The organism is uncultured Dechloromonas sp. (genome assembly GCF_945957265.1).
GTDB lineage: Bacteria > Pseudomonadota > Gammaproteobacteria > Burkholderiales > Rhodocyclaceae > Azonexus.
Map to the genome: position 1 here is coordinate 16,190 of NZ_CAMFKO010000018.1, position 25,302 is coordinate 41,491.

The 25,302-nt window shown below is 65.6% G+C and carries 23 protein-coding genes; 6 read left to right on the forward strand and 17 right to left on the reverse strand.

Going from position 1 to position 25,302, the window contains the following annotated elements; translation table 11 throughout:
• Positions 1 to 25: 25 nt before the first annotated feature.
• Together Q0P59_RS11075 and hemW are read left to right on the forward strand one after the other, a co-directional pair.
• Positions 26 to 1,135, forward strand: coding sequence for a Fic family protein (locus Q0P59_RS11075; RefSeq protein ID WP_295006524.1), 1,110 nt, complete (start codon positions 26 to 28; stop codon positions 1,133 to 1,135).
• Between the two features lie 41 nt (positions 1,136 to 1,176).
• Positions 1,177 to 2,379, forward strand: a complete 1,203-nt coding sequence (gene hemW / locus Q0P59_RS11080; protein ID WP_295006525.1) for a radical SAM family heme chaperone HemW — start codon at positions 1,177 to 1,179, stop codon at positions 2,377 to 2,379.
• A gap of 3 nt (positions 2,380 to 2,382) precedes the next feature.
• Here the strand turns inward: hemW and Q0P59_RS11085 are convergent, their stop codons facing one another.
• The 14 genes from Q0P59_RS11085 to Q0P59_RS11150 form a co-directional block, all read right to left on the reverse strand.
• On the reverse strand, positions 2,383 to 3,048 hold the full coding sequence (locus tag Q0P59_RS11085; protein ID WP_295006526.1) for an OmpA family protein: 666 nt from the start codon (positions 3,046 to 3,048) through the stop codon (positions 2,383 to 2,385).
• Between the two features lie 41 nt (positions 3,049 to 3,089).
• On the reverse strand, positions 3,090 to 3,497 hold the full coding sequence (locus Q0P59_RS11090; protein ID WP_366090652.1) for a YidB family protein: 408 nt from the start codon (positions 3,495 to 3,497) through the stop codon (positions 3,090 to 3,092).
• 90 nt (positions 3,498 to 3,587) lie between these two features.
• A complete protein-coding gene (locus Q0P59_RS11095; RefSeq protein ID WP_295006527.1) occupies positions 3,588 to 3,974 on the reverse strand; it encodes a YchJ family metal-binding protein in 387 nt (128 codons plus the stop codon).
• Complete coding sequence (locus tag Q0P59_RS11100; RefSeq protein ID WP_295006528.1) at positions 3,971 to 4,942, reverse strand: recombination-associated protein RdgC; 972 nt, start codon at positions 4,940 to 4,942, stop codon at positions 3,971 to 3,973. The genes Q0P59_RS11095 and Q0P59_RS11100 overlap by 4 nt, the downstream gene beginning before the upstream one ends.
• A gap of 28 nt (positions 4,943 to 4,970) precedes the next feature.
• Positions 4,971 to 5,774, reverse strand: a complete 804-nt coding sequence (gene trmB, locus Q0P59_RS11105) for a tRNA (guanosine(46)-N7)-methyltransferase TrmB (RefSeq protein WP_295006529.1) — start codon at positions 5,772 to 5,774, stop codon at positions 4,971 to 4,973.
• Entirely contained in the window at positions 5,771 to 6,553 is a 783-nt protein-coding gene (locus Q0P59_RS11110) for a thiazole synthase (protein WP_295006530.1), read from the reverse strand. The genes trmB and Q0P59_RS11110 overlap by 4 nt, the downstream gene beginning before the upstream one ends.
• A 94-nt stretch (positions 6,554 to 6,647) precedes the next feature.
• The gene (thiS, locus tag Q0P59_RS11115) at positions 6,648 to 6,851 is read right to left on the reverse strand and encodes a sulfur carrier protein ThiS (RefSeq protein ID WP_295006531.1); all 204 of its coding nucleotides are present in this window, start codon (positions 6,849 to 6,851) and stop codon (positions 6,648 to 6,650) included.
• Between the two features lie 36 nt (positions 6,852 to 6,887).
• Positions 6,888 to 9,770 carry an EAL domain-containing protein gene (locus Q0P59_RS11120; RefSeq protein ID WP_295006532.1) on the reverse strand — a complete coding sequence of 961 codons (2,883 nt, stop codon included), beginning with the start codon at positions 9,768 to 9,770 and terminating at the stop codon, positions 6,888 to 6,890.
• Positions 9,771 to 9,872: 102 nt separating this feature from the next.
• The gene (locus Q0P59_RS11125) at positions 9,873 to 10,637 is read right to left on the reverse strand and encodes an SDR family oxidoreductase (RefSeq protein ID WP_366090656.1); all 765 of its coding nucleotides are present in this window, start codon (positions 10,635 to 10,637) and stop codon (positions 9,873 to 9,875) included.
• Positions 10,638 to 10,643: 6 nt separating this feature from the next.
• A complete protein-coding gene (locus Q0P59_RS11130; protein WP_295006534.1) occupies positions 10,644 to 11,288 on the reverse strand; it encodes a thiol:disulfide interchange protein DsbA/DsbL in 645 nt (214 codons plus the stop codon).
• 9 nt (positions 11,289 to 11,297) lie between these two features.
• Positions 11,298 to 11,930 carry an SPOR domain-containing protein gene (locus tag Q0P59_RS11135; RefSeq protein WP_295006535.1) on the reverse strand — a complete coding sequence of 211 codons (633 nt, stop codon included), beginning with the start codon at positions 11,928 to 11,930 and terminating at the stop codon, positions 11,298 to 11,300.
• A 9-nt stretch (positions 11,931 to 11,939) separates the two neighbouring features.
• Entirely contained in the window at positions 11,940 to 13,703 is a 1,764-nt protein-coding gene (argS, locus tag Q0P59_RS11140) for an arginine--tRNA ligase (protein ID WP_295006536.1), read from the reverse strand.
• Positions 13,704 to 13,819: 116 nt separating this feature from the next.
• Positions 13,820 to 14,320 carry a DNA-deoxyinosine glycosylase gene (locus Q0P59_RS11145; protein WP_295006537.1) on the reverse strand — a complete coding sequence of 167 codons (501 nt, stop codon included), beginning with the start codon at positions 14,318 to 14,320 and terminating at the stop codon, positions 13,820 to 13,822.
• Between the two features lie 6 nt (positions 14,321 to 14,326).
• Positions 14,327 to 15,847, reverse strand: a complete 1,521-nt coding sequence (locus Q0P59_RS11150; protein ID WP_295006538.1) for a GGDEF domain-containing protein — start codon at positions 15,845 to 15,847, stop codon at positions 14,327 to 14,329.
• A 199-nt stretch (positions 15,848 to 16,046) separates the two neighbouring features.
• Between Q0P59_RS11150 and ubiB the strand changes: the two genes are divergently transcribed.
• The 3 genes from ubiB (at position 16,047) to Q0P59_RS11165 (ending at position 21,354) form a co-directional block, all read left to right on the forward strand.
• Entirely contained in the window at positions 16,047 to 17,567 is a 1,521-nt protein-coding gene (gene ubiB / locus Q0P59_RS11155) for a ubiquinone biosynthesis regulatory protein kinase UbiB (RefSeq protein WP_295006539.1), read from the forward strand.
• 6 nt (positions 17,568 to 17,573) lie between these two features.
• On the forward strand, positions 17,574 to 20,852 hold the full coding sequence (locus Q0P59_RS11160; RefSeq protein ID WP_295006540.1) for a DEAD/DEAH box helicase: 3,279 nt from the start codon (positions 17,574 to 17,576) through the stop codon (positions 20,850 to 20,852).
• A 64-nt stretch (positions 20,853 to 20,916) separates the two neighbouring features.
• Entirely contained in the window at positions 20,917 to 21,354 is a 438-nt protein-coding gene (locus tag Q0P59_RS11165; protein WP_295006541.1) for a DUF302 domain-containing protein, read from the forward strand.
• 25 nt (positions 21,355 to 21,379) lie between these two features.
• Here the strand turns inward: Q0P59_RS11165 and pncC are convergent, their stop codons facing one another.
• Positions 21,380 to 21,889: a nicotinamide-nucleotide amidase gene (gene pncC / locus Q0P59_RS11170; protein ID WP_295006542.1), complete on the reverse strand. Its 510-nt coding sequence runs from the start codon at positions 21,887 to 21,889 to the stop codon at positions 21,380 to 21,382.
• Between the two features lie 356 nt (positions 21,890 to 22,245).
• Between pncC and Q0P59_RS11175 the strand changes: the two genes are divergently transcribed.
• Complete coding sequence (locus Q0P59_RS11175; protein WP_295006543.1) at positions 22,246 to 22,689, forward strand: c-type cytochrome; 444 nt, start codon at positions 22,246 to 22,248, stop codon at positions 22,687 to 22,689.
• A 128-nt stretch (positions 22,690 to 22,817) separates the two neighbouring features.
• Here the strand turns inward: Q0P59_RS11175 and Q0P59_RS11180 are convergent, their stop codons facing one another.
• Both Q0P59_RS11180 and Q0P59_RS11185 read right to left on the reverse strand, forming a co-directional pair.
• A complete protein-coding gene (locus Q0P59_RS11180; RefSeq protein ID WP_295006544.1) occupies positions 22,818 to 23,129 on the reverse strand; it encodes a hypothetical protein in 312 nt (103 codons plus the stop codon).
• Positions 23,130 to 23,268: 139 nt separating this feature from the next.
• Entirely contained in the window at positions 23,269 to 25,260 is a 1,992-nt protein-coding gene (locus Q0P59_RS11185) for a UvrD-helicase domain-containing protein (protein ID WP_295006545.1), read from the reverse strand.
• Positions 25,261 to 25,302 lie beyond the last annotated feature (42 nt).

The window sequence follows — 25,302 nt, forward strand, 5'->3', positions numbered from 1 at the left end:
GCCATATGAACCCCGGAGCCACGCCATGAGCCTGCAGCCGAATTACCGGATACCGGAACTGCCCCCGGCGGGCATCGACTTCCAGACGCCCGAACTGTTGCGGGCGCTGGTGACGGCACATCGACACCTAGCTGAACTCAAGGGCTGCGCGGCGAGCATCCCGAACCAGGCCATCCTGATCAACACGCTGGCACTGCAGGAGGCCAAGGCAAGCTCTGAGGTCGAGAGCTATGTGACGACGCAGGATGAACTGTTTCAGGCCGACCTCCACATTGCCGAATGGATTTCGCCGTCGGCCAAGGAAGTCTCGCGTTACCGCAAGGCACTGATGCACGGTTACGAGCGCATGCGCCAGCAGCAGGGCATTCTGGGCAATGGCACGCTGATTTCGATGTTCCAGTTGCTCAAGAACAGCAGCGAGGCTTTTCGCACCGGCGGCGGCACCGTTCTGAAAAACGAGCGCACCGGGGCGACGGTATTCGTCCCGCCCCAGGACGGAGGCAGCGTGCTGAGCCACATGGAAGCGCTGGAGCGCTTCATCAACGACGGCGCCGGCTGCGACATGGACCCCATCGTGAAGATGGCGCTGATCCACCACCAGTTCGAGAGCATCCATCCCTTCAGCGACGGCAACGGGCGAATCGGCCGTATCCTGTGCGTCCTGTACCTGGTGCAGGCCGGCCTGCTCGATTCGCCCGTACTGTATCTGTCGCGTTACATCAATCGCAACAAGGGCGACTATTACCGCCTGTTGCAAGCGGTGCGCGACGAGGCGCCCAATCCCCAGGCATGGCAGGACTGGGTGAAATTCATGCTGCTCGGCGTGGCAGAAACGGCCCAACGGGCGGTTCGCTTGGTCAGCGACATGCGGACCTTGATGGCGGAAACCAAGCGCCGCATGCGCAGCGAATTGCCGAAACTGTATTCGCAGGATTTGCTGAACAACCTTTTTCGCCACCCCTACACGCGCATCGAGTTCGTACAGCATGATCTGAACATCACCCGGCAAACGGCGGCCCGCTATCTGCGGCAACTGGCCGCTGCCGGCCTGGTCCGCGAACACAGTCAGGGCAAGCATCTGTATTTCATCAACGTTCCCCTTGTAGACTTGCTGTCCCGGGGTGAAACGGCATGAAGTCCGCCGTCGCCAGCCCGATCGCCGCCAACTGAGTCCCTATGTCCGTCTCCCGCATCATTCCCATCTTTCCGCAACAGGCCGCGTCGCCCTCCGCGCCCCTCGAATTCCGCGTCTCGCCGCCGCTGGCGCTCTACGTCCATGTGCCGTGGTGCGTGCAGAAATGTCCCTACTGCGACTTCAACTCGCACGAGGCCGGCGAGACGATTCCCGAGCGCGAATACGTCGACGCCCTGATCGCCGACCTGCAATCCGCCCTGCCGCTGATCTGGGGCCGGCCGGTGGTCAGCGTCTTCTTCGGCGGCGGCACGCCCAGCCTGCTGTCGCCGGCGGCCATCGACGAACTGCTCGCCGCCTTCCGCGCGCTGGCCATGCTGGCGCCCGACGCCGAGATCACCCTGGAGGCCAACCCCGGGACGGTGGAGGCCGAAAAGTTCGCCGGCTTCAGGAAAGCCGGGGTCAATCGCCTGTCGCTCGGCATCCAGAGCTTCAACGACGATCACCTGAAGGTGCTCGGCCGCATCCACGGCGCCGACGAGGCCAGGCGCGCCGCCCGCCTGGCCGGCGAGCATTTCGATACCTTCAACCTCGACCTGATGTACGGCCTGCCCGGCCAGACCCACCAACAGGCCCTCAGCGATGCCGAAACGGCGCTCAGCTTTGCGCCGACGCACCTCTCCTGCTACCAGCTGACGCTCGAACCGAATACGCGCTTCGCCGCCTTTCCGCCGGAGCTGCCGGAAGGCGACCTGTGCGCCGACATGCAGGAAGCCATCGAGGCAAGGCTGGGCGCTGCCGGCTTCGCCAACTACGAGACCTCGGCCTTCGCCCTGCCCAACCGGCAATGCAAGCACAACCTGAATTACTGGTATTTCGGCGACTACCTGGGCATCGGCGCCGGCGCCCACGCCAAGCTCACCCTGCATGACCGGGTGCTGCGCCAGATGCGCTGGAAGCACCCCAAGGCCTACCTGGACAACATCCGCAGCGGCAACGCGGTTCAGGAACAGCACGAGGTCGAGGCGGCCAGCCTGCCTTTCGAGTTCATGATGAACGCCCTGCGCCTGGCCGACGGCTTTCACCCCTCGCTGTTCGAGGCGCGCACGGCCCGCTCGCTGAACAGCATCCTGCCGCAGCTGAAGGCCGCCGAGGCCGAGGGGCTGCTTGAAGTCGGTCCGGAAAGAATCGCGCCGACCCTGAAGGGCCGGCGCTTCCTGAACGTCCTGCTCGAACGCTTTCTGTAAGGATCAGTGCGTCGCTTCGGCGACGAAGATTTCGACGCGCCGGTTCTTTGCCCGGCCGGCCGCCGTCGTATTGTCGGCGATCGGCTCCTGCTCGCCGCGGCCGTCGATGCCGATCCGCTTGCTCGCCACGCCGCGCGACACCAGGTAATCCCGCGTCGCCGCCGCCCGGTTGACCGACAGCGGATTGTTGGTCGCATCGCTGCCGACGTTGTCGGTATGCCCGATGATGCGTACGGCGGTCACCGGGTTCTGGTTCAGCGTCGTCGCGAAGCGGTCGAGCACGGCATGCAGGCCCGGCTTGATGTGGTACTGCCCCGAATCGAAGGAGAGGTCGCTCGGGATGTCGAGCTTGAGCTGGTTGTCGGCCGTCTGGCTGACCCCGATGCCGGTGCCCTGCGTCGCCTGCTCCATCGCCGCCTTCTGCTCCTGCATGTGGCGCGACCACAGGTAGCCGCCGCCGGCGCCCAGCGCGGCACCGATGGCGGCGCCGGTCGCCGCGCCCTTGGTCTTGTTGCCGCCGGCCGTCACGCCGCCGAGCAGGGCTCCCGCGACGGCCCCGATGGTCGCTCCGGTGGCGGTCGTGCGCTGGGTTTCATCCAGGTTGGCGCAAGCGCCCAGGCTGCCGGACAAGACGGCCAGGGCCACAAGCCCGTTCACACTGTTCTTCATGGTTGCACTCCTCGATCAAACGGGAAAAGCCGGGGCCGGCATCAGCCGAACAACCCGCCTTTCCTGAGCATGTCCAGCCCTTGCGAGAGCATGTCGCCGCCCTGCGGCAGCTGGCCGTTCGGGGTCAGCTGATCGACCACCCTGGGCAACAGGTCGGCCAGGCTGCCGGAAGCCTGCTCGGGCGACACGCCGAGCTGGGCGGCAATCTGCTGCAGCTGGCCGGAGCCGAGGACGGAACGCAGTTGCTCGGCGGAAATCGGCAGGTTCTGGCCGGTCGATACCCAGGAATTGACGATGTCGGCGAGTCCGCCTTGCTGGAAGGACTGGACGAGCCCGCCCAGCCCGCCCGGCTGGTTGTTGAGCAGCTGCATGACGATGCCGAACAGCGGATTGTCGCCGCCGGACTGTCCGCCGGCCAGGGCGCCGACGACGGAATCGAGAAGACCCATGATGACTGCTCCGATAAAGTTGGGATGTTCATCCTACTCCATCGACAGCGCGCCTATGTGAAGATTTGCGAGCTCCGCGGCGCCCGGGGATCAGCCCTTCATGTCGCCGTCGACGTAGAGCCAGCGGCCATCTTCGCGGACAAAGCGGCTCAGCTCATGGAGCCGGTGCCCACAGCCGGCAATGCGATAGCGGGCGACGAATTCGACCGTGGCATGGCTGTCGTCGAGCACCTGGTGGCGCCGCACGTCGAGGCCGAGCCACTTGCTCGAATCGGCCTCGAGATCGAGCTCGCTCGGCCGGGTCGTGGCATGCCAGGTGGCCAGCAGGTAGTCGCCCAGCTTCAGCACATAGGCGCTGTAGCGCGAGCGCATCAGCGCCTCGGCGCTGGCGGCGGGCTTTTCACCGGCATGCAGGGGACGGCAGCAGGCGGCGTAGCGCCGGCCGCTGCCGCACGGACAGGCGTCCGGCTGCTTCATGCCTCCCAGGGCGGCACCGCCGCGCCGCCCGTTGGCGCCGGGCTGGCGGGCGCCTCGGCCGCCTCGACCTTCTCGCCGCCGAGAGCCATGATCAGTTGCGGCAGGAAGCGGGTCAGCTCGCCGGTCATCAGCGCGAAATCGGCATCGAACTGCTCGTCGGCATGCTCGGCACTCTTGTCGGCTTCTTCCTTGAGCAGATCGAGGAAGGCGAGACGCTTGACCTCCATTTTTTCGCCCAGCACGAAGGAAATGCGCTCGTCCCAGGTCAGCGCCAGCTTGGTCGGCAGCTTGCCGGCCGCCAGGTGGGCCTTGATTTCCCCGCTCACCTCGTCGCCCAGCGGATGGCGCACATAGCGGACCGCCGACTTTTCCTCGCCGACCGCCTTCAGTTCGCAATCGCGGTCGATGGTGAAAGCGTGCGGCGCATCGCCGCCGGCCAACCAGTCGGCCATCGCCGACTGCGGCGAGACCTGGGTATGCACCGGGGTCAGCGGGAATTCGTCGAGGCAATGGCGCAGGTGCTCGATCACCTCCTCGGCCTTGCCGGGGCTGCCGGCGTCAACGACGAACCAGCCGTTGAGCGGATCGATCCAGACAAAGGTCGAGCGCCGCCTGGTGAAGGCGCGCGGCATCAACTCCTCGGTCACGCGCTCCTTCAGCTCACGCAGCGCCTTGCGCCCCGGGGCGTAGCCCTGTTCCTCGGTGAACTTCTCGGCGCGCTCGCGCACCTCGTCGTTGACCACCGACGACGGCAGCAGGCGTTGCTCGATGGCCAGGGCGATCAGCCACTGGCGATTGTTCGAATAAATCAGGCCGCCATCCTTGCGCGGCGGCACCCAGCCGCGCGACATCGGCTCGTGACTGGCGCAGCGGGCGAAGGTGCCGCGGCCGAGTTGCTCGTCGAGCTTGGCGAGGTCGATGTTCCAGGGCGCGGGCAGGCGATAGATCTGCAGGTTCTTGAACCACATGTTGCTTGAGTTTCCTTGGTGGCGCCGTTCAGCGCTTCGTAAAAATGACGTCCCAGACGCCGTGGCCGAGGCGCAGACCCCGGTTTTCGAACTTGGTCAGCGGCCGGTATTCGGGGCGCGGCGCAAAGCCGGCCAGGCCGGCTGCGCTGTCGGCTTCCAGCGCGGCGGCGAGGGCCGTCGCGGCAGGATTGGCGACGCTGTTCTGCAGGCTGGCTTCGCGGCCCAGCACGTCGAGCATCTGCAGGGCGTAGTTTTCCCAGTCGGTGGCGCAGTGAAAGTAGCCGCCCGGCTTGAGGCGCGAGGCCAGCAGCTCGACGAAAGGCGGCTGGATCAGGCGGCGCTTCTTGTGCCGCGTCTTGTGCCACGGATCGGGGAAGAAGACGTGAATGCCGGACAGCGAACCTTCCGGCAGCATGTCGCGCACCACTTCCACGGCATCGTGGTTGCCGATGCGCAGGTTGGCGAGGTTCTTCTCGGCAATCAGCTTGCACAGGGCGCCGACGCCGGGGACATGCACCTCCAGGCCGAAGTAGTCGTTCTCCGGGTTGGCCGCGGCGATCCTCGCCGTGGTTTCGCCCATGCCGCAGCCGATTTCCAGGATCTTCGGGTTGTCGCGGCCGAACACGGCATTCAGGTCGATGTTCGCCGATTGGTAGGCGATACCGATCTTCGGCATCATCTCGTCGAAATAGCGGTGCTGCGCGTCCGACATGCGGCCGGCGCGACGCACGAAGCTCTTGATGTGGCCGTGGCCGTCGTAACCTTCGCGGCCTTCGGTGTAGACGCCGTCGTCGTGGGCGGCGCCGGATTCGATCAGGATGTCCTTGCTCATGAGCCGATCAGTCCGGTAGTCGGCGACGACGGATCGGCCGAGTAGTATTTGCGGGCCATGCGCCCGGCCAGGAAGGCTTCGCGCCCGGCCTCGATGCCTTTCTTCATGGCGCTGGCCATGAGCACCGGGTCCTTGGCGTGGGCGATGGCGGTGTTCATCAGCACGCCGTCGCAGCCCAGTTCCATGGCGATGGTGGCGTCCGACGCGGTGCCGACGCCGGCGTCGACGATGATCGGCACCTTGGCGTTGTCGATGATCAGGCGCAGGTTCCACGGATTCACGATGCCCATGCCGGAGCCGATCAGCGAGGCCAGCGGCATGACCGCGACACAGCCGATCTCTTCGAGCATCTTGCACTGGATGGGGTCGTCGGCGCAGTAGACCATGACCTGGAAGCCTTCCTTGACCAGCGTCGCTGCCGCCTTCAGGGTTTCCGGCATGTTCGGGAAGAGGTTGCTCGGGTCGCCGAGCACTTCCAGCTTGCACAGCGGATGGCCGTCGAGCAGCTCGCGCGCCAGGCGCAGGGTGCGCACCGCGTCGTCGGCGGTGTAGCAGCCGGCGGTGTTGGGCAGGATGGTGAAGCGCGACGGCGGCACGGCGTCGAGCAGGTTGGGCTGGCTGGCGTCCTGGCCGATATTCACGCGGCGCACGGCGACGGTGACGATCTCGGCGCCCGAGGCGTCGAGGGCGGCGCGCGTTTCGGCGAAGTCCTTGTACTTGCCGGTGCCGACCAGCAAACGGGAACGGTAGGCCTTGCCGGCGAGGGTCAGTTGGTGCATGGCTTTAGTCGCTAGTGATTAGTCGTTAGTCGTTAGCGATCAGGCGCGGGTTGTCTTGTGCTAACGACTAACAACCAGCGACTAACCGCTGCCTTCAGCCGCCGCCCACGGCGACGACGATTTCAAGCTGGTCGCCCGCGGCCAGCGGCGTGCTGGCATGCTGGCTTTTGGGGACGATCTCGCCGTTTTTCTCGACGGCGATGCGCTTGCCCGTGTAGCCGAGCTGTTCGATCAGGCCGGCGACGGTCAAGGCGTCAGGGAACTGGCGATTTTCGCCATTGATCTTGAGGGTAAGCATCGCGCTATTTTAGCCGAAGCCGACGCCTGCCGACCCTCATCGATGGCGCAGGGCGTACTCGGCAAAGTCGGCCGGCAACAAGGGCTTGCTGAAATAGTAGCCCTGGATCTCGTTGCAGCCCGCTCCCAGCAGGAAAGACAGCTGATCCGCCGTTTCGACGCCTTCGGCGATGGCCCGCATGTTGAGCGAACTGGCAATGCTGATCACCGCCCGCGACAGGGCCGCGCCTTCCTCGTTGCTGGCCGCATCGGCGATGAAGCTGCGGTCGATCTTCAGCTTGTCGACCCGGAAACGCTTCAGGTAGGCCAGGCTCGAATAGCCCGTCCCGAAGTCGTCGATGGCCACGCTGGCGCCGATCGCCTTCAGGCCGCCGATCACGTCCTGGATCAGGATGCTGTCGTCGATCAGCGTGGACTCGGTCAGCTCGACCTGGATCAGGCCCGGCGCGATGCCGGCCTGGCGGGCGGCATGCTGCAAGGCAGCGACCACGTCCGAACGGTAAATCTGCACGCCGGAGACGTTGACCGCCACCCGGCAGTCGAGGCCGGCATCCTGCCAGCGGCGCGCCTGCTCGCAGGCTTGCTGCATGACCCAGTCGCCGAGCGGCAGGATGAGGCCGATTTCCTCGGCCACCGGGATGAACTCGGCCGGCGAAATCGACGGCGCGCCCGACGGCTGCCAGCGCAGGAGCGCCTCGGCACCGAATACCCGGCCGCTGTCGGCATAGACCTGGGGCTGGTACACGAGATGGAATTCGTTGCGCGGCAAGGCCTGGCGCAGGCTGTTGGCGAGATCGAGACGGCGCCGCGCCTGCTCGTCCATGCTCGGATGGAAAAAACTCCAGGTGCCGCGCGCCCTTTCCTTCGAGGCATACATGGCGGTATCGGCCTTCTGCATCAGCCCGTCGAAATCGGTGCCATCCTCCGGCGTGACGACGATCCCGATCGAGACGGAGGTCGTCAGCTGGTGTGCGCCGACCTGGAACGGCTCGACCAGCGCGGCGATGATCTTGTCGGCGATATGCGCCGCCACGTCGCGTCCGCCGATATCGTCCAGCAACAGGATGAATTCGTCGCCGCCCTGGCGGCTGAGCGTATCCGATTCGCGCAGGCAGGCCCGCAGGCGGCGCACCACGGCAATCAGCAGGCGGTCGCCGACGCGATGGCCCAGCGAATCGTTGATGCGCTTGAAATGATCGAGATCGAGGAACATCAGCGCGGCGCTGCGCCGGTTGCGCCGGCTCTGTTCCATGACGTGGCTGAAACGGTCGCGCAGCAGCAGCCGGTTGGGCAGGCTGGTCAGCGGATCGTGGTGGGCCAGATACTGGATTTTCTCCTGCGCCGCCTTGCGCTCGGTGATGTCGTCGAAGGAACCGATGTAATTGACGATCCCGCCGTCGGCATCGCGCACGGTGGTGATCGACAGCCATTTCGGATAGACCGAGCCGTCCTTGCGACGATCCCAGACCTCGCCTTCCCAGCGCCCCTGTTCGATGACCTTGCGCCACATCTCCGCATAGAAGGCGGCATCGTGGCGACCGGACTTCAGGATGCGCGGCGTCTGCCCCACCACCTCGTCCCGCAGGTAGCCGGTGATGTCGGTAAAGGCCTGGTTGACATTGACGATGACGCCATCGCTGCCGGTCACCATCAGGGCTTCCGAGGTATGGGCGAAGACGCGCTCGGCCAGGCGCAGCTCCGCCTCCTGGCGATAGCGCGTGGTGACATCGGTATAGACCCAGATGGAGCCTTGATCGACGCTGTGCTGAGCGAGCGGCCGGCCGGTCAGCATGACGCGGATACTCGAACCGTCGAGACGCTGCATGCTGTATTCCGACTGGGACGATCCCTGCTGCTCCAGTTCGGCATACATGCGGGTTCCGATGTCGTCCCACTGGGCATCGGACTGGTAGAAAATCCGGGTCGGCTGGCCGACCAGATCGGCCGGGTCCTTGAACAGGAAGATCTCGGCCAGCCGCTGGTTGCAGCGAATGATCGTGCGCTGCCGGACCCAGGCGATGCCGACGTGCGCATTGTCGAAGATCAGCTGCTGCTCGGCGAGCAGGCGCAGGATTTCGGCTTCGGCCCGTTTGCGCTCGGTGATATCGGTATAGGAGGTCACGAAGCCGCCGTCGGGCAGCGGCGAGCCCTTGACCTCCAGCACGCTGCCGTCGGGCCGGGTGCGTTCGAAGCAATGCGCCTCGCCCCGGCGCGCCCTGGCCATGGCGTCGCGGACGGTCGCCTCGACATCCACCGAACCGTATTCGCCGCGCTCGGCGTTGAAACGGATGAATTTCTGCAATGGATTCGGCGGCACCACCAGCGAATCCGGGAAGCCCAGCATGGTCTTGAAGCGCCGGTTGAACTTGATCACCTCCAGGCTCGCATCCATCACCGTGATGCCGCTCGGAAAATGCTCGATCATGGTGTTCATGATCTGGTGCTCGCGGCGCAGCGCCTCGTCGGCGCGCCGCTGCCCGGAAATGTCCTGCAGGGTTTCGATGGCGCCGATCAGTTCCCCTTCCCGGTTGAACAAGGGTGCCGCCGTGAAATGGAGCCAGGTGCCCTGCGCCCCCATCTGCGGAAAGAAATCCTCGGCCTCGAAGGAACCGGGCAACAACTCCGAGCGCCGGAACTTGTTGGCGTAGTAGGTTTCGATGCCGGCTTCGAGGTCGCCCGAGACGACCAGATCGGCCATCACCGGCCGGGCGCTCGGATAGAAGGGCTTCCACTGGTTCCGGGTGCCGACCATCTGCGCCGCCGGATAACCCATGACCACCTCGCAGGCGCGGTTCCAATGGCTTACCCGGTGATCGCGATCGATCACGAAAACAGGAACCGGGGTACTCGCCAGAATCCGGTCCAGGCGCTCCGGGTCCTCGGGCAGGACCGCAGCGGCGGTACTGTTAGTCACATTCATGCTGTCTCCGCCGAAGCCGGATCGGCGATGCCACGCCCCTCACCGTACCGCTCTTCTGGCTTTAGTTATAGGCGGATTCTACCCCCGGAGCAACCGGGGAGGCTATTCCAGCAGCCCGCGCGGCTTGCGCGGGGCATTGGCGAAGAGCCGGTCGTACAGCCAGTTGGGCAGCAGGCGCAGTCCCTTGGCGACGATCCCCATCGGCCAGGGGATCACGGTATAGCTGACGCCCCGCCCGATTGCCGCGGCAAAGCGGGACGCAGCCCGGTCGACCGGAAGCAGGAAGGGCATCCGGTACGGATTGACCGCCGTCATCGGTGTCTCGATGTAGCCCGGGGCGATGGTCACCACCTTGATCCCGTATGGCCGCATCTCGAGGCGCAGGCTTTCCAGGTAGGCGATGGCCGCGGCCTTGGAGGCCGAATAGGCTTCCGCCCCCGGCAGACCGCGAATGCCGGCCACCGAGGCGATGCCGACCAGGCGCCGCTGGCCGCCCGCCGCCTTCATGGCGGGGACGAAGGGCGCAAACGTCGCCGCCATGCCGAAAACGTTGGTATCCATCACCCGCCGGAAAATGGCGAGGTCTGCCTCGTATTCGGTCAGCGTCCCGGCCGACACGCCTGCATTGGCGATGACGATGTCCGGGGCGCCGAAACGGCGCATGAAATCGCCGGCCGCATCGTGCAGGGCCGGCGCATCGGTCACGTCGAGCGGATAGCAGGCATGGCCGCCGCCGAGGCGCTCGTTCAGCCCCTGCAGGAACTCCGCCCGCCGGGCGACGAGGCCCAGCGTCACCCCCTGCGCGGCGTAGTAAACGGCAAGCGCCTCGCCGATACCCGACGAGGCGCCCGTAATGAAGACCTTCAAGGACAATTACTTCTTGGCCGTTCCCTTGCCCGACTTCTCGCCGCGCACCTTGGCGATCAGGCTGTCGGTGATGGCCAGCGTATCGTTGAAGTCCTTGCCGCCGACCAGGTATTTGCCGTCGACCGCCAGGGCCGGCACGCCCTGGATCTTGTAGGCCTGGGCCATCTGGTCGCCGCGCTTGACCTTGCTCATGACGCCGAAGGAATTGAAGGTTTCGGCAAACTTCTTGGCATCGACGCCCTTCTTGACCGCCCACTCGGTCAATGCCTTTTCCTCGAACAGGTTCTGGCGTTCGACGTGAATGGCCTTGAAGACGTCGCTTTCCAGGCGATGCAGGTCGCCGGTGATTTCCAGCGTGTAGTACAGCTTGGCGATGTTGGCCCAGGCGGCGCGACCGAAGGTGATCGGCACCTTCTTGATCACGACGTCGCCCTGCTGCTTGGCGACCCACGAGGTGAGCAGCGGATTGAAATCGGCGCAATGCGGGCACCCGTAGCTGAAGAACTCGAGCACCTCGATCTTGGCGGCATCCTCGGTCGCCTGGACCGGAACGACCGGGGTGTACGGCGCGTTCTGGGCGAAGGACGGCAGGGAAACCGCTGCCCCGAAGGCAAAGACGGCAGCGACAAAACCACGGCGGGAAAACTTCATTCGCGACTCCTATTTGGCAAGCTGGGCTTCGATGCCGGATTTGGCAAGCTCGGCACGAACTTTGTTCAATTCATCGATCTTCGTGTAGGGGCCCACACGAACGCGGTAGAAGGTCTTGTCCTGAATCATGACCTGCTGGACGACGGCCTCCATCCCCATAAACGCAAGCTTGGCCTTTTGGTTGTCAGCGTCCTGCGCGGTGCTGAACGAACCGGCCTGCAGGAAGAGCGGCGTCTTCGATTCCTTGACCTCTTCCTTCCTGTCCTCTTTCTTTTCTTCCTTCTTCTCGTCCTTCTTCGCCTCGGCCGGCTTGGCATCCGGCTTCGGCGCCTTGTCCGGGACGGCATCGGCCTTGCCCGGCAGTATGTCGTAGAACTGGAAGCGCTTCTCGGGCACCGGATCGCCCGGCTTGCCCGGCAAGGCGAGCGGCTGCGACGGCTGGCCGTTTTTGGCGGCGGGCTCGGTGCGCGCCGGCGGCTGGACGCGATCGACGAAGGGCAGCGGCGACTTGTTCAGGTACCAGACGACCCCGGCGGCAATGCCGACACCGAGGACCAGGCCGATGAACATGCCGACCAGCGTGCCGCCACCGGACTTCTTTTTCGCCGGCTGGCTCTTGCGGGGCTTCATATCGCGACTCATGAGGATTCCTTACATCGATTCCGGACAGCTGACGCCGAGAATGGCCATGCCGTTGCGGATGGTCTGGCGCACGGCGGCGGCCAGCGCAACGCGGGCATCGCGCAGCTTCTCGTCATCGACCAGCATGCGCTCGGCGTTGTACCAGCCGTGGAACTCGCCGGCCAGGTCCTTGAGGTAGAAGGCGATCATGTGCGGCGCCAGGTCGCGCGCCGCGGTCTCGATCACTTCGCGGAACTGGGCGAGCTGGTTGGCGATGGCCAGTTCGCGCGGATTGCTGAGCAGCGCCAGGTCGGCTTCGGCCAGGTCGGCCGCATCGCCCGACCACTGGTTGATCACCGAGCAGACGCGGGCATGGGCGTACTGGATGTAATAGACCGGGTTCTCGTTGGTCTGGCTCTTCGCCAGGTCGAGGTCGAAATCGAGGTGCTGGTCCGACTTGCGCAGGGCGTAGAAAAAGCGGCAGGCGTCGTTGCCGACTTCCCGGCGCAGCTCGCGCAGCGTGACGAACTCGCCGGAGCGGGTCGACATCGAGGCCTTCTGGCCGTTGCGGTAGAGCACCGCGAACTGGACCAGCGCGACGTGCAGCTTGTCGCTGTCGAGGTCGAGCGCCTTGATCGCGCCGGTGACGCGCGGGATGTAGCCGTGGTGGTCGGCGCCCCAGATATTGATGACCTTGTCGAAGCCGCGCTCGAACTTGTTCAGGTGGTAGGCGATATCGGAGGCGAAATACGTGTACAGGCCGTTCTCGCGCTGCACGACGCGATCCTTCTCATCGCCGAAGGCCGTGGACTTGAACCACTTGGCGCCGTTCTGCAGGTAGATGTGGCCCTTCTCCTCGAGCAGGGCGACGCAGCGGGCGACCAGGCCGGTGTCGTAGAGCGACTTCTCGGAGTACCAGACCTCGAATTCGACGCCGAATTCCTTGAGGTCGTCGCGGCAGTCCTCGAGCTGCTCGTTCAGCGCATGGCGATGCACGTAGTCCCAGTCGCCGCCGAGCAATTCCTTGGCCCGGGCGATCAGGGCGTCGAGATGCAGTTCGCGCTGCTGCTTGGCTTCGTCGTCGGCCCGGGCGGCTTCCGGCAGGCCCGGCGTGCCGGCCACGACATCGGCGGCGGCGCGCACGAACTTGTCGCCGTGGGCAACGGTCATCTGCTTCGCCATCTCGCGCACGTAGTCGCCCTGGTAGGCGTTGGGCGGGAACTGAACCGCCTGGCCGTGCTGGTCGAGGTAGCGCAACCAGGTCGACAGGCCGAGGATGTCCATCTGGCGGCCGGCGTCATTGACGTAGTACTCGCGGGTCACGTCCCAGCCGGCGAAGGACAGCAGGCTGGACAGCGAGGCGCCGTAAGCCGCGCCGCGGCCGTGGCCGACGTGCAGCGGACCGGTCGGGTTGGCCGAGACGAATTCGACCTGCACCTTTTGCCGCCCGCCCGCCATGGAGCGGCCGAAATCGGCGCCGTCGGTGAGCACCGCGCGGACCACGTTGATCTTGGCGCGGGCGTCGAGCGTGAAGTTGATGAAGCCGGCACCGGCCACCTCGGCCTTGGCGACCAGGATAGACGGCGGCAGCTCGTTGAGCAGCTGGTTGGCGATTTCGCGCGGGTTCTTCTTCAGCGCCTTGGCCAGTTGCATGGCCAGGTTGGTCGACCAGTCGCCATGCGTCGGATCGCGCGGACGTTCGAGCTGGATCGTGCTATCGGTTGCGGTAGGGGCAACGCTGGCCAGCGCCTGTTGCAACAGGGTGGTCAGCTGGGATTTGACATCGTGGGCCATTGATTCGCGGCTAAAAAGCAAAAGGTCGATTATACGCTGTCGCTAGTGCTCTGCTTGGCAATTGGCGCAACGATGCGGTGCGCGACAGGCAGGCCCCGGCGGACGCCGGACTGTGCTCAGTCGGCGACGATCGCCGACCACGCGGCGAGCTTCTCGGCATAGCCCTGCGCCGCATGGGCCGGGCTGGTTGACGGCAGGCGGGCGAGCCGGATATCCCGCCCGGCCAGCCGGGGCAGAACGTGTCGGCGGAAGTTGGCTTCCGCCGCCGCCCCGTTGAAATACACCCGTCGAATGGCCGGGTGCGCCGCGAAAAACCCGGCGAAATCGTTGACGCGCACCGAAGCGCCGACGATATCGGCATCCAGGCTGCCGTCGCGCTCGCAATCGGCGATCACGTCCCACAAGGCGATGCCGGCAGCGGAGATGCGCTCGAGGCGCTCCCGGTAGGGCAGGGAGGGCCCGGCCCCCAGCAGATCGCCCATGATGCGCCAGAAGGCATTGCGTTCATGGGCATAGTATTGCCCGGCGCGCAGCGAAGCCTCGCCCGGCATGCTGCCGAGGACGAGCACGGTGGCGTCCGCCGAGGCCACCGGGGCGAAGCCGCTGACCGCCGCCATCGCCCGTCAGCCGCCAAACACCCGGTTTTTGCCCGCCCGCTTGGCCAGGTACATGGCCTGGTCCGCCCGCCGGATCGCATCGCTGCCGGCCTCCTCCTGACCGACCTCCGCCACGCCGGCGCTGAAGGTGATCAACACCCGCTCGCTGCCCGACATGTAGATGGCCTTGGTCAACTCGCGCTGGAGGCGGGTAATCACCTCTATGCCCTCGTCCAGCGCGGTATCCGGCATCAGGATGACGAACTCCTCGCCGCCGTAGCGGGCCAGGGTATCGCTGGGCCGGATGTTGCCGCGCGTCACGTTGGCCAGGTGGATCAGGGCGCCGTCGCCGGCATCGTGCCCCAGGCTGTCGTTGAGCCGCTTGAAATTGTCGATGTCGAGCAAGCTGACCGACAGCGGCGCTTCCTTGCGCCGCATGCTGGCCATCTCGCGCAGCAGCGCCTCGTCCAGCCCCTTGCGGTTCAAGGCGTCGGTCAGCGGGTCGTGGCGGGCCAGCGCGCTGGCGCTGTCGAGTTCGTGATGCAGCTGGATGAGCTCGGCCTCGGTCACCTCGACCTTCTGCTGCAGGTTCTTGAGCTGCTCGCGGGAATGCGCCGATTCCTCGGCCATCGCGTGCGTCGCCGAGATCACCCCTGCCAGCAAGGGCTTCAGCTCGTCCGGCGTGGTCACCTTTTCCACCTGGCGCGCCGTTTCCTCGATGCGCACCTCGAACTCGCTGCTCGAGCGGTTCATCTGGGCGAGGCTCTTGATGAACTCGGAGAGCATTTCGCGCATTTCCTGCTGCGCCGCCACGGAGCGAATGCGGGCCCGTCCCTGCTTTTCCAGGACGTCGCGCATGCGCCGCTCCATCTCGTCGAGATGGCGCAGGGTCAGCGGCGGCGCGATGCTGGCCAGCAGTCCGTCGATCTGCCCCTTCAGCCAGCGGTCGTCGATCCCCAGTTCGCCGATGTTGTGAATGATGAGATGGAGCAGCTTGAGCAGCGAATCCCTGATCTCCTGCTGCTCCTCGACGCCGGAACGCACATGGCAGGCCATCACATCCAGCGCGTTCCGCACCGTGTGTATCTCGATTTTCGGCTGCCTGAGCAGACGCACCAGTTCGTCGGCGGCAGCCACCGAACGCGGACTGTCGCTTCCGAAAAACGGCGAAAAGCCCTCGACGACGCGAGCCAGGCTGAGCGCCAGATCGGTCGCCAGCAGCTCCGGCACCATGCCCGCCGGGATGACCGAGGGACGCGCCCCCCCAGCCTGGGCGAAGGCAGCCACAGCGTCGATCACCCCCTGCCAGCTCCGCTTCGCAATCGCCTGCCCGAGGGCGTCGAGATGCGCCGCCTGCGGCGGGTCGTGCGGGACCAGGGTCGAGGCCAGCTGACGCAGGGGCCTTTCGGGAAAAGGCGGAATGTCCGGCAAGCCGGCGATCTCGTTGTAGCAGACCTGGAAATTGGCCGGGGTCGGCTGCAGATGTTTTGCCGCCAGACGCTTGAGGGCTTCCCGAGCGATATCGGTCGGATTTTTCAACTCGTTCATGGACGCGATGCTGGTCGTGGGATGAGGGCTGCGGGCGATGACACTATTGAAACAATGCAACGGCAGTTTATCGCATCCACCCTCCGGATAAGCAACGATGTGCCGCAAATAGCGGGCCGCCAAGTCCGAATTTGCCGGACAGCAACCCGCGTAGGCGTGTTAGCATGCTCGTTTGACTTTGCCGGCCGTTCACCGCCCCATGCGCCTTTTCCGCCTGTTCAAGATCGCCTCCGTCGCCAGCCGTTTCGGCCTCGACGAGATGGTGCTCGAACACGAGCCGAGCGGCCGCCTGGTGCGCCTGGCAAACGCGCTGCAGTTCTGGCGCGACCTGTCGACGCCGCGCGCCGTGCGCCTGCGCCTGGCCCTCGAGGCCCTCGGCCCCATTTTCGTCAAGTTCGGCCAGGTGCTGTCCACCCGGCGCGACCTGATGCCGCCGGACATCGCCGACGAACTGGCCCGCCTGCAGGATCGCGTTCCGCCCTTCGACTCCGCCCTCGCCCTGGCCGAAATTGAAAAGGCCTACGGTCGGCCCGCCCACGAAGTCTTCGCCGAATTCGACCCGACCCCGATCGCCTCGGCCTCGATCGCCCAGGTGCACTTCGCCCGCCTGCGCGACGAGGACGGCGGCCACGACGTCGCCGTGAAGATCCTGCGCCCGAACATGCTGTCGGTCATCGAGCACGACCTGGCGCTGATGGACAACCTGGCGATGCTGCTCGAAAAGCTGTGGTCGGACGGCAAGCGCCTGAAGCCACGCGAGGTGGTCGCCGAATTCGCAAAATACCTGCGCGACGAACTCGACCTGATGCGCGAAGCGGCCAACGCCTCGCAGCTGCGCCGCAACTTCACCGACTCCGCCTTGCTCATCGTCCCGGAAGTGCACTGGGACTTCTGCACCTCGACGGTGATGGTCATGGAGCGCATGAAGGGCGTGCCGATCTCGCAGATCGACCGCCTGCGCGCCGAGGGCATCGATCTCAAGAAGCTGTCCGCGGCCGGGGTCGAAATCTTCTTCACCCAGGTCTTCCGCGACGGTTTCTTCCATGCCGACATGCACCCCGGCAACATCTTCGTCGCCCCGGACGGCCGCTACATCGCGCTCGACTTCGGCATCGTCGGCACGCTGACCGATTCCGACAAGAACTACCTGGCGCAGAATTTCCTCGCCTTCTTCCGCCGCGACTACAAGCGCGTCGCCGAGGCCCACATCGAATCCGGCTGGGCGCCCAAGGACACCCGCGTCGACGAGTTCGAGGCCGCCATCCGCGCCGTCTGCGAACCGATCTTCGACCGCCCGCTCAAGGACATTTCCTTCGGCAAGATACTGCTCCGCCTGTTCCAGACCTCGCGCCGCTTCAATGTCGAAATCCAGCCGCAGCTGGTCATGCTGCAGAAGACCCTGCTCAACATCGAGGGCCTCGGCCGCCAGCTCGACCCCGAACTCGACCTGTGGAAGACCGCCAAGCCCTTCCTCGAGCGCTGGATGAGCGAGCAGATCGGCTGGCGCGGCCTGCTCAAGACCTTCAAGCAGGAAGCCCCCTACCTGGCGCGCAGCATCCCGCAACTGCCGCGCCTGGTCCACCAGGCCCTGGCCCAGCCGGCGAAGGCGGACCTGCAACCCCAGATCGAGCGACTGATTGCCGCGCAGCGGCAGCAGAACCGCTGGCTGGCCATCATCGCCCTGCTGCTCGCCCTGCTCGTCGGCGCCCTGTTCGTCTGATCGTCGATGGCTGTCATCACCTTATCCACGTTCACTGACGAACATGTCGCCGAATGGTTCGCCACGCGCGACATCAACAAGGCCAAGCCCTACGTCGACCTGGTCCGCGACCTGAGCATCGACGGCAACATGCTCAGCGCACTGGTCCCCGGCTCGGCGCCTGAACCCTACAAGGTTCAGGCTTACCTGAGCCAGGACCAGAGCGGCGAGATGGGCGTCGTCAGCCGCTGCACCTGCCCGGTCGGCCGCCACTGCAAGCACGTTGCCGCCGTGCTGCTCAAGGCCGTCGAGGCGCGCACCCCGGCCGCCCAGCCGAGCGGCAGCGCCCTGTCGTGGATCGAAGACCTGCGCCGCACCTCGATCGCCGTCGCCAAGAAGAAGGCCCGGCCGAGCAGCGCGCGCCAGCAACTCTTCTACATCCTGAAATGGACGGCCGACAAACGCCAGTTCGGCATCGAGATCCGCAAGGGGAAGTATCCCGAGAGCGCCGAGGAATGGTGGAAGGTCGACCGCGCCCTGCTCACGCCGCCGCAATTCGTCAGCGAGGAAGACCTCGGCATCCTGCGCCTGATCTGGGCCGACCGCGGCCATGAAACCGGCCTGCGCGCCTTTGGGCTCGGCCCGGAGCGGGGCGGCGAAATCCTGCAGCGCATGGCCGCCAGCCATCGCCTCTACCCCGAGGACGACCTCGGCCTGCCGCTCAACGCCGGCGCGCCCCGTCCCGCCACCATCGGCTGGAACATCGACGGCATGGGTTTTCAGCGCCCCTACCTGAAACCGCAGCCGTCGGCCGAGATGATCATCGCCGTCGACCCGCCCTGGTACGTCGACCTGGCGGAAGGCGAAGTCGGTCCGCTCGAGGTTTCCGGCAATCCGGACGTGGTCAGCCGCCTGTTCTCCCTGCCGCCCCTGTCCGCCGAAGAAGCCGCCCTGGTCGCCGAGGCGCTGTCCGAGCTGGCGCCCGACCTGCCGCTCCCGGGCGGCGACGCCGGCGCCCGCCTGCGCCTCGTCGACGCGCCGCTGATTCCCATCCTCCAGCTGGAAACCCTGCACACGCACGGCCACCGCGCCTGGCGAGGATACCCGCAGAATTTCGCCGGCGGCGAATTCGATGTCGCCAAGGTGGTATTCCGCTACGGCGACGCCGAAATCCGCCCCGAAGAGAAAAGCGAGTTCATCACCCTGCCGGAAGGCGAGACGGTCCGCCTGCAGCGCCGTCCCGAGGCTGAGGCCAGGGCGCTGGAAGCACTCACCGGCAGCGGCCTGCAGAAGATTCCGAGCCACACCCTGCACACCTTCGGCAGCCCGCCGGAAGGCGTCTACGGCCTGGCCGACGAGGCGCTGTGGGTGCCCTTCATGCAGGAAGGCTCGCTGCGCCTGAAGGAGGCCGGCTGGCAGATCGAGTTCCCCGAGGACTTCCGCCACCACGTCATCGAGGTGGACGGCTGGGATGCCGAACTCTACGAATCCGACAACGGCTGGTTCAACCTCGACATGGGCATCATCGTCGAAGGCGAACGCCTGCCGCTCGCCCCGCTGCTCGCCAACCTCTTCCGCAGCGATCCGCGCTGGCTGGAAGTGGCCGAGCTGGAGCGCGTTCCCGACGACGAAGGCATCGATCTCTACACCGCCCGCGGCAAGCGCCTGCGCGTCCCGGCCGGCCGCATCAAGCCGCTGGCCGCGACGCTGATCGACCTGTTCGACGGTTTTTCCGGCGGCGACGTGCTGCGCCTGTCGCGCTTCGACGCGCCGCGCCTGGCCGAACTGTCCGACCTCAGCCGCTGGCAGTTCCGCGGCCAGAGCGACATCATGGCCCTGGCCGAGCGCCTGCTCGCCGCCCAGGGCATTTCCGATGTCGCGCCGCCCGCCGGCTTCCGCCTCGACCTGCGCCCCTACCAGCGCGAAGGCCTGGCCTGGCTGCAATTCCTGCGTGCCAACGCGCTGTCGGGCATCCTCGCCGACGACATGGGCCTCGGCAAGACCGCCCAGACGCTGGCCCACCTGCTGCTGGAAAAGGAAGGCGGCCGCCTCGACAAGCCGGCGCTGGTCATCCTGCCCACCTCGCTGATCTTCAACTGGAAAAACGAAGCCGCCCGCTTCGCCCCGGACCTCAAGGTGCTGTCGCTGCACGGCCCGGAGCGCAAGAGCCGCTTCGCCGACATTTCGACGCATGACGTGGTGCTGACCACCTACCCGCTGCTCTGGCGCGACGCCGACGAACTGATGCAGCACAGCTACCACCTGCTCATCCTCGACGAGGCGCAGACGGTCAAGAATGCCCAGAGCCAGAGCGCCGAAGCGGTGCGCAAGGTGGATGCGCGACACCGCCTGTGCCTGACCGGCACGCCGCTGGAAAACCACCTCGGCGAACTGTGGAGCCAGTTCGACTTCCTGCTCCCGGGCTTCCTCGGCACCAGCAAGCAGTTCACCCGCCATTGGCGCACGCCGATCGAGAAGCAGGGCGACATCGCCCGCCGCGGCCTGCTCGCCCGCCGCATCCGTCCCTTCATCCTGCGCCGCAAGAAGGAAGACGTGGCCCGGGAACTGCCGCCCAAGACCATCATCGTGCGCAGCGTCGAACTCGAAGGCTCCCAGCGCGACCTCTACGAAACGGTACGCGCCGCGATGGACGCCAAGGTCCGCGACGAAATCGCCCGCATGGGCTTCGCGCGCAGCCAGATCGTCATCCTCGACGCCCTGCTCAAGCTCCGCCAGGTCTGCTGCGACCCGCGCCTGGTCAAGGCCAGCGCCGCGCGCAAGGTGACCGAGCGGGCCAAGCTCGACCTGCTCATGGCCATGTTGCCGGAACTGGTCGACGAAGGCCGCCGCGTGCTGGTTTTCTCGCAATTCACCAGCATGCTCTCGCTGATCGAGCACGAGCTCGACAAGGCCAACATCGCCTACGTCACGCTGACCGGCGACACCAACGACCGCGAAACGCCGATCCGCCGCTTCCAGGAAGGCCAGGTCCCGGTCTTCCTGATCAGCCTGAAAGCGGGTGGCGTCGGCCTCAACCTGACGACCGCCGACACCGTGATCCACTACGACCCGTGGTGGAATCCGGCCGTCGAGAACCAGGCCACCGACCGCGCCCACCGCCTCGGCCAGGACAAGCCGGTGTTCGTCTACAAGCTGATCGTCAGCGGCAGTATCGAGGAAAAGATCCTCGCCCTGCAGGAGCGCAAGGCCGAACTCGCCGCCGGCATTCTCTCCGAGGATCACCAGGTCGACATCAAGTTCGGCACCGACGATCTCGCCGCCCTGTTCGAGCCGCTGCCCGACTGATCGCGCCGGGCGCGCCGCCATCCGTTACAATCAAAAATCAGACTTTCCTGAGATGAGGTTGTTGATGCGCCGCTTTCTGCTCCTGGCCAGCCTGATCCTTTTCGCCGCCACCGTTCATGCGGAGGCATGGATGGTGAAGCAAAAGACCGCCGCCGGCTTCGAGGACACCCGCGAGGCGGTCGTCATGGCCATCGAAAGCCGCGGGCTGGTCATCAACTACGTCTCCCACATCGGCAGCATGCTGGAGCGGACCGGCGTCGACATCGGCGCCTCGCACCGGCTATTCGACCAGGCGCAGATCGTCGAATTCTGCTCGGCCCGCCTGTCGCGCCAGATGATGGAGCTCGACCCGCACAACGTCGTGCTCTGCCCCTTTGCCATTTCGATCTATACCCTGCCCGGCGAACCGGGCACCTGGGTTTCCTATCGCCGCCCCGTCGGCGCCGCCGCCGAACTGGTCGAGCCGCTGCTCAAGGCGATCGCCGGCGAAGCCCTGCAATAACCGGCATGCCGCGCCGACCGGGGTGTCAGGCCGTTTCCGTCGCGGCCTCGATGCGCGCCAGCAGGCCGTCTAGGGCGTGGCGTACCGACTGTTCGCGAACCGCCGCGCGATCTCCGGAAAACAGCCGCGTCTGCGCCTCGCAACCGCCGTCACGCGACGCCCATGCAAAGCAGACCGTGCCCACCGGCTTGTCAGGAGAGCCGCCGCTTGGCCCGGCAATGCCGGTAATGGCCAGCGTCCAGTCGGCCACGCTATGCCCGAGCGCGCCTTGCGCCATCGCCCGCGCCGTCGCTTCCGACACCGCGCCGTGCCGCGCCAGGGTCGTCTCCGGCACCCCGAGCATGTCGCATTTGGCGGCATTCGAATAAGTCACGAAACCGCGGTCGAACCACGCCGAGCTGCCGGCAATCGCCGTCAGCGTCTGGGCAACCCAGCCGCCGGTGCAGGACTCCGCGACAGCCACCGACGCTCCCCGCTCGAGGAGCCTGTTGCCAAGGCATTCCGCCAGTTTTTCAAGTTCATGCATGACGTCCATCGTAGCACGGCGATGTTTGGGCCACCCGCTGCCGGCATGCCGGGCAGGCGCGAACTAAAAATCCGCCGCCGCATCGCGAACCCCGGCCAGAAATATCAATGACATAACCCAAGGGAATACAATAAAAGGCCGAAAGCAAAATAATTCCTTCCGCAACATTCTGTTACAGAAGGCTACGAAAGCACGACAGACGAAACGTAGCTGCCACCCTAGAATGCAATTGTGCATTGAACCCCTCCTCTCGAAATTCCCCCTTTCGAGAAATTTATACCCCGCCGCTGGCGGGGTTTTTTTTGCTCAGCTACGCCGGGCCGTTATAATCGAGGTTTTATATCTAACGCACTGGGGTCTTCGGCATGGCTGAACAATATTCTTCCAAGAGCATGATGTGGAAAACGATCGGCATCGCGGTTGTTCTGATCGCCATCATCTACCCGCTCACCAACAGAACCTTCAACTCGGCCGCCGATGCAGCCAAGGGCACCGACGAATCCGACGTTCGCATCCAGCCGGTCGCCAAGTTCGAGTTGGCCAAGGCCGAAGCTGCCGCTGCCAGCGGCCCGCGCGATGGCGCCACCATCTACAACTCGGTTTGCGGCGCCTGCCACAACTCCGGTGCCGCCGGCGCGCCGAAGATCGACGACAAGGGCGCCTGGGCGCCGCGCCTTGCCCAGGGCAAGGATGCGCTGATCAAGAGCGTGACCAACGGCAAGAACGCCATGCCGCCGAAGGGTGGCGCCACGCTGTCCGACGTCGAAATCAAGAACGTCGTCGAATACGTGATGGGCAAGGCCAAGTAAGCGCTGTCCGCATCGCGACCAGGGAGGCTGCGGCCTCCCTTTTTCGTGGACGTTAAAAAGGGCGCCCGCTTGGGCGCCCTGTCCGGCGCGGCTTTTGGAGGACCGCGCCCGGCTTGGTGCAGCAATCCTTACTTCTTGGCCGGTTCGGCAGCGGCGGCAGCCGGGGCCGGCTGGGCGGCGGCCTTCTTGGCATGCTTCTTCGCCTTCTTGACCGGTGCGGCCGCCGGCTTCGCTTCTTCCTTCTTCATTTCCGGGGCAGCGGCGGCCGGCTTGGCTTCCGCGGACTTCACGGCTTCGGCCACTTTCGGCGCTTCCGTCTTGACGACGGCGGCGGTCGGGGCGGCGGCGGCCTTCACCTCGGCGACGGCCGGCTTGACGTCAGCGGCGTGGGCGATACCGAAGGAAGCGGCGATGGCGAGGGCGATGAGTTGCTTGATCATTTTGATTCTCCTGATGTTGTTTGTTCGGTCGTTGATCCGGCTTTGCAAGATTGCGCTGCCTTGTGCCGAATAACGCGGGCCGTTGCAGCCCGGATGTCAGGAGGAAAGTAACCCGTTGTAACGCAGCGTTACCGGGCGGTTAGCGCTTGTTTCCGGCGAGCATGGCCTTCATGGCGTCGAGCCGGGCGCTGCCGGTCACCTTGTCCACCGGCTTGGCATCCTTGCCGCCGGCAAAGCGCACGTCGTCGCGGCCCATTTCGTCGATGAAGCGCGACGGTTCGCAGGGAATGAATTCGCGCGCCTGCTTGCGCCGCTCGCAGTAGGAAATATTCAGGGTGCGCTGGGCGCGGGTGATGCCGACGTACATCAGGCGGCGCTCCTCCTCGATCTTGCTCGGCTCGGTCGATTCGCGGTGCGGCAGGATGCCTTCCTCGACGCCGACCAGGAAGACGTGCGGATACTCGAGGCCCTTGGAGGCATGCAGGGTCGACAGCTGGACGGCATCGACCTCCTCGTCGTTCTGCTTGTCGAGCATGTTGATCAGGGCGATGCTCTGGGTCAGCTCAATCAGCGTCTTGCCGTCGAGCTCGCCCTTCTTGTTGATCCAGTTGGCGAATTCGCAGACGTTGGCCCAGCGCGTCTGCGCCGCGCGCTCTTCCTCATGGTCGTAGAGGAAGGTTTCGTAGTCGATGGCCTTGAGCAGATCGGGCAGCACGAGGTGGGCCGCTTCGCGCCCGGCGCGTTCCTGCATGCGGTTGATGAACTGGCAGAACTCGAGCAGCGGCTCGAGCTGGCGCGGTGCGACGCGGTGCGCGAAGCCTTCCTCGAAGGCGGCGGCGAACAAGGACACATGCCGTTCCCCGGCATAGGTGCCGAGCACCTGCAGCGTCGCCGCGCCGATGCCGCGCTTGGGCGTGGTGGCGGCGCGGATGAAGGCCGGGTCATCGTCCTCGTTGGCGAGCAGGCGCAGGTAGGCGATGATGTCCTTGATCTCGGCCTTGTCGAAGAAGGACTTGCCGCCGGACAGCAGGTAGGGGATGCGATGGTCGCGCAGGTATTCCTCGAAAATCCGCGCCTGGTGGTTGGAGCGGTAGAGGATGGCGTAATCCTTGAACTGGCTGCGGTGCTCGAAACGGTGCGCCTGCAGCTTCATGACCACGCTCTCTGCCTCGGCGTCGTTGTCGCGGCAGACGGTGACGCTGATCTGCTCGCCGTGGCCGTGCTCGGACCACAGCTTCTTGTCGAACAGCTTCTCGTTGTTGGCGATGACGTTGTTGGCCGCCTTCAGAATGCGTACCGTCGACCGGTAGTTCTGTTCGAGCTTGATGACCTTGAGGCTGGGGAATTCGGCCGGCAGCTTGCGCAGGTTGTCGATGTCCGCGCCGCGCCAGCCGTAGATCGCCTGGTCGTCGTCGCCGACCGCCGTGAACTGGGCGCGGATGCCGGTCAGCAGCTTGAGCAACTGGTACTGGCAGGCGTTGGTGTCCTGGTATTCGTCGACCAGCAGGTAGCGCAGGCGGTTCTGCCACTTGTCGGCAATCTCGGGATGTTCGCTGAACAGCTTGACCGGCAGGCCGATCAGGTCGTCGAAATCGACCGCCTGGTAGGCCTTCAGCGTCGCCTCGTAGCTCAGGTAGGCATGGGCGGCCAGTTTCTGGTGCTCGTCGGTGGCCAGATGACGGGCCGCCTCCGGGGCGACCAGCGCGTTCTTCCAGTTGGAGATCAGCGACTGCAGGATGCGCACCGTGGCCTTGTCCACCGTCCCGGCCGCCTCGGCCAGGATGCCCGCGCAGTCGGCCGAATCGAAGATGGAAAAGCGCGGCTTGTAGCCGAGCGCCTTGGCTTCCTCGCGCAGGATGCGCACGCCGAGCGAATGGAAGGTGGAAATCTGCAACTGGTTGGCCAGCGGTGGCGACAGGATCTTGCCGATGCGCTCCTGCATTTCCTTCGCCGCCTTGTTGGTGAAGGTGATGGCGGCGATGTTGCGCGGCTGGAAGCCGCAATCCTGGACCAGGTAGGCGATCTTCTGCGTGATCACCCGCGTCTTGCCCGAGCCTGCCCCGGCCAGCACCAGCAGGGGGCCGTCGAGGTAGTGGATCGCTTCGCGCTGCTGGGGATTGAGGCCGGACATGGTTCCTGGAAAAACAGAGCCCCGCCGGAGCGGGGCAGACAG

Bases quoted from the DNA above. Each gene is read 5' to 3' on its own strand.
- Q0P59_RS11075 (WP_295006524.1), top strand. From the start codon at position 26: ATGAGCCTGCAGCCGAATTACCGGATACCGGAACTGCCCCCGGCGGGC.
- hemW (WP_295006525.1), top strand. From the start codon at position 1,177: ATGTCCGTCTCCCGCATCATTCCCATCTTTCCGCAACAGGCCGCGTCG.
- Q0P59_RS11085 (WP_295006526.1), bottom strand. From the start codon at position 3,048: ATGAAGAACAGTGTGAACGGGCTTGTGGCCCTGGCCGTCTTGTCCGGC.
- Q0P59_RS11090 (WP_366090652.1), bottom strand. From the start codon at position 3,497: ATGGGTCTTCTCGATTCCGTCGTCGGCGCCCTGGCCGGCGGACAGTCC.
- Q0P59_RS11095 (WP_295006527.1), bottom strand. From the start codon at position 3,974: ATGAAGCAGCCGGACGCCTGTCCGTGCGGCAGCGGCCGGCGCTACGCC.
- Q0P59_RS11100 (WP_295006528.1), bottom strand. From the start codon at position 4,942: ATGTGGTTCAAGAACCTGCAGATCTATCGCCTGCCCGCGCCCTGGAAC.
- trmB (WP_295006529.1), bottom strand. From the start codon at position 5,774: ATGAGCAAGGACATCCTGATCGAATCCGGCGCCGCCCACGACGACGGC.
- Q0P59_RS11110 (WP_295006530.1), bottom strand. From the start codon at position 6,553: ATGCACCAACTGACCCTCGCCGGCAAGGCCTACCGTTCCCGTTTGCTG.
- thiS (WP_295006531.1), bottom strand. From the start codon at position 6,851: ATGCTTACCCTCAAGATCAATGGCGAAAATCGCCAGTTCCCTGACGCC.
- Q0P59_RS11120 (WP_295006532.1), bottom strand. From the start codon at position 9,770: ATGAATGTGACTAACAGTACCGCCGCTGCGGTCCTGCCCGAGGACCCG.
- Q0P59_RS11130 (WP_295006534.1), bottom strand. From the start codon at position 11,288: ATGAAGTTTTCCCGCCGTGGTTTTGTCGCTGCCGTCTTTGCCTTCGGG.
- Q0P59_RS11135 (WP_295006535.1), bottom strand. From the start codon at position 11,930: ATGAGTCGCGATATGAAGCCCCGCAAGAGCCAGCCGGCGAAAAAGAAG.
- argS (WP_295006536.1), bottom strand. From the start codon at position 13,703: ATGGCCCACGATGTCAAATCCCAGCTGACCACCCTGTTGCAACAGGCG.
- Q0P59_RS11145 (WP_295006537.1), bottom strand. From the start codon at position 14,320: ATGGCGGCGGTCAGCGGCTTCGCCCCGGTGGCCTCGGCGGACGCCACC.
- Q0P59_RS11150 (WP_295006538.1), bottom strand. From the start codon at position 15,847: ATGAACGAGTTGAAAAATCCGACCGATATCGCTCGGGAAGCCCTCAAG.
- ubiB (WP_295006539.1), top strand. From the start codon at position 16,047: ATGCGCCTTTTCCGCCTGTTCAAGATCGCCTCCGTCGCCAGCCGTTTC.
- Q0P59_RS11160 (WP_295006540.1), top strand. From the start codon at position 17,574: ATGGCTGTCATCACCTTATCCACGTTCACTGACGAACATGTCGCCGAA.
- Q0P59_RS11165 (WP_295006541.1), top strand. From the start codon at position 20,917: ATGCGCCGCTTTCTGCTCCTGGCCAGCCTGATCCTTTTCGCCGCCACC.
- pncC (WP_295006542.1), bottom strand. From the start codon at position 21,889: ATGGACGTCATGCATGAACTTGAAAAACTGGCGGAATGCCTTGGCAAC.
- Q0P59_RS11175 (WP_295006543.1), top strand. From the start codon at position 22,246: ATGGCTGAACAATATTCTTCCAAGAGCATGATGTGGAAAACGATCGGC.
- Q0P59_RS11180 (WP_295006544.1), bottom strand. From the start codon at position 23,129: ATGATCAAGCAACTCATCGCCCTCGCCATCGCCGCTTCCTTCGGTATC.
- Q0P59_RS11185 (WP_295006545.1), bottom strand. From the start codon at position 25,260: ATGTCCGGCCTCAATCCCCAGCAGCGCGAAGCGATCCACTACCTCGAC.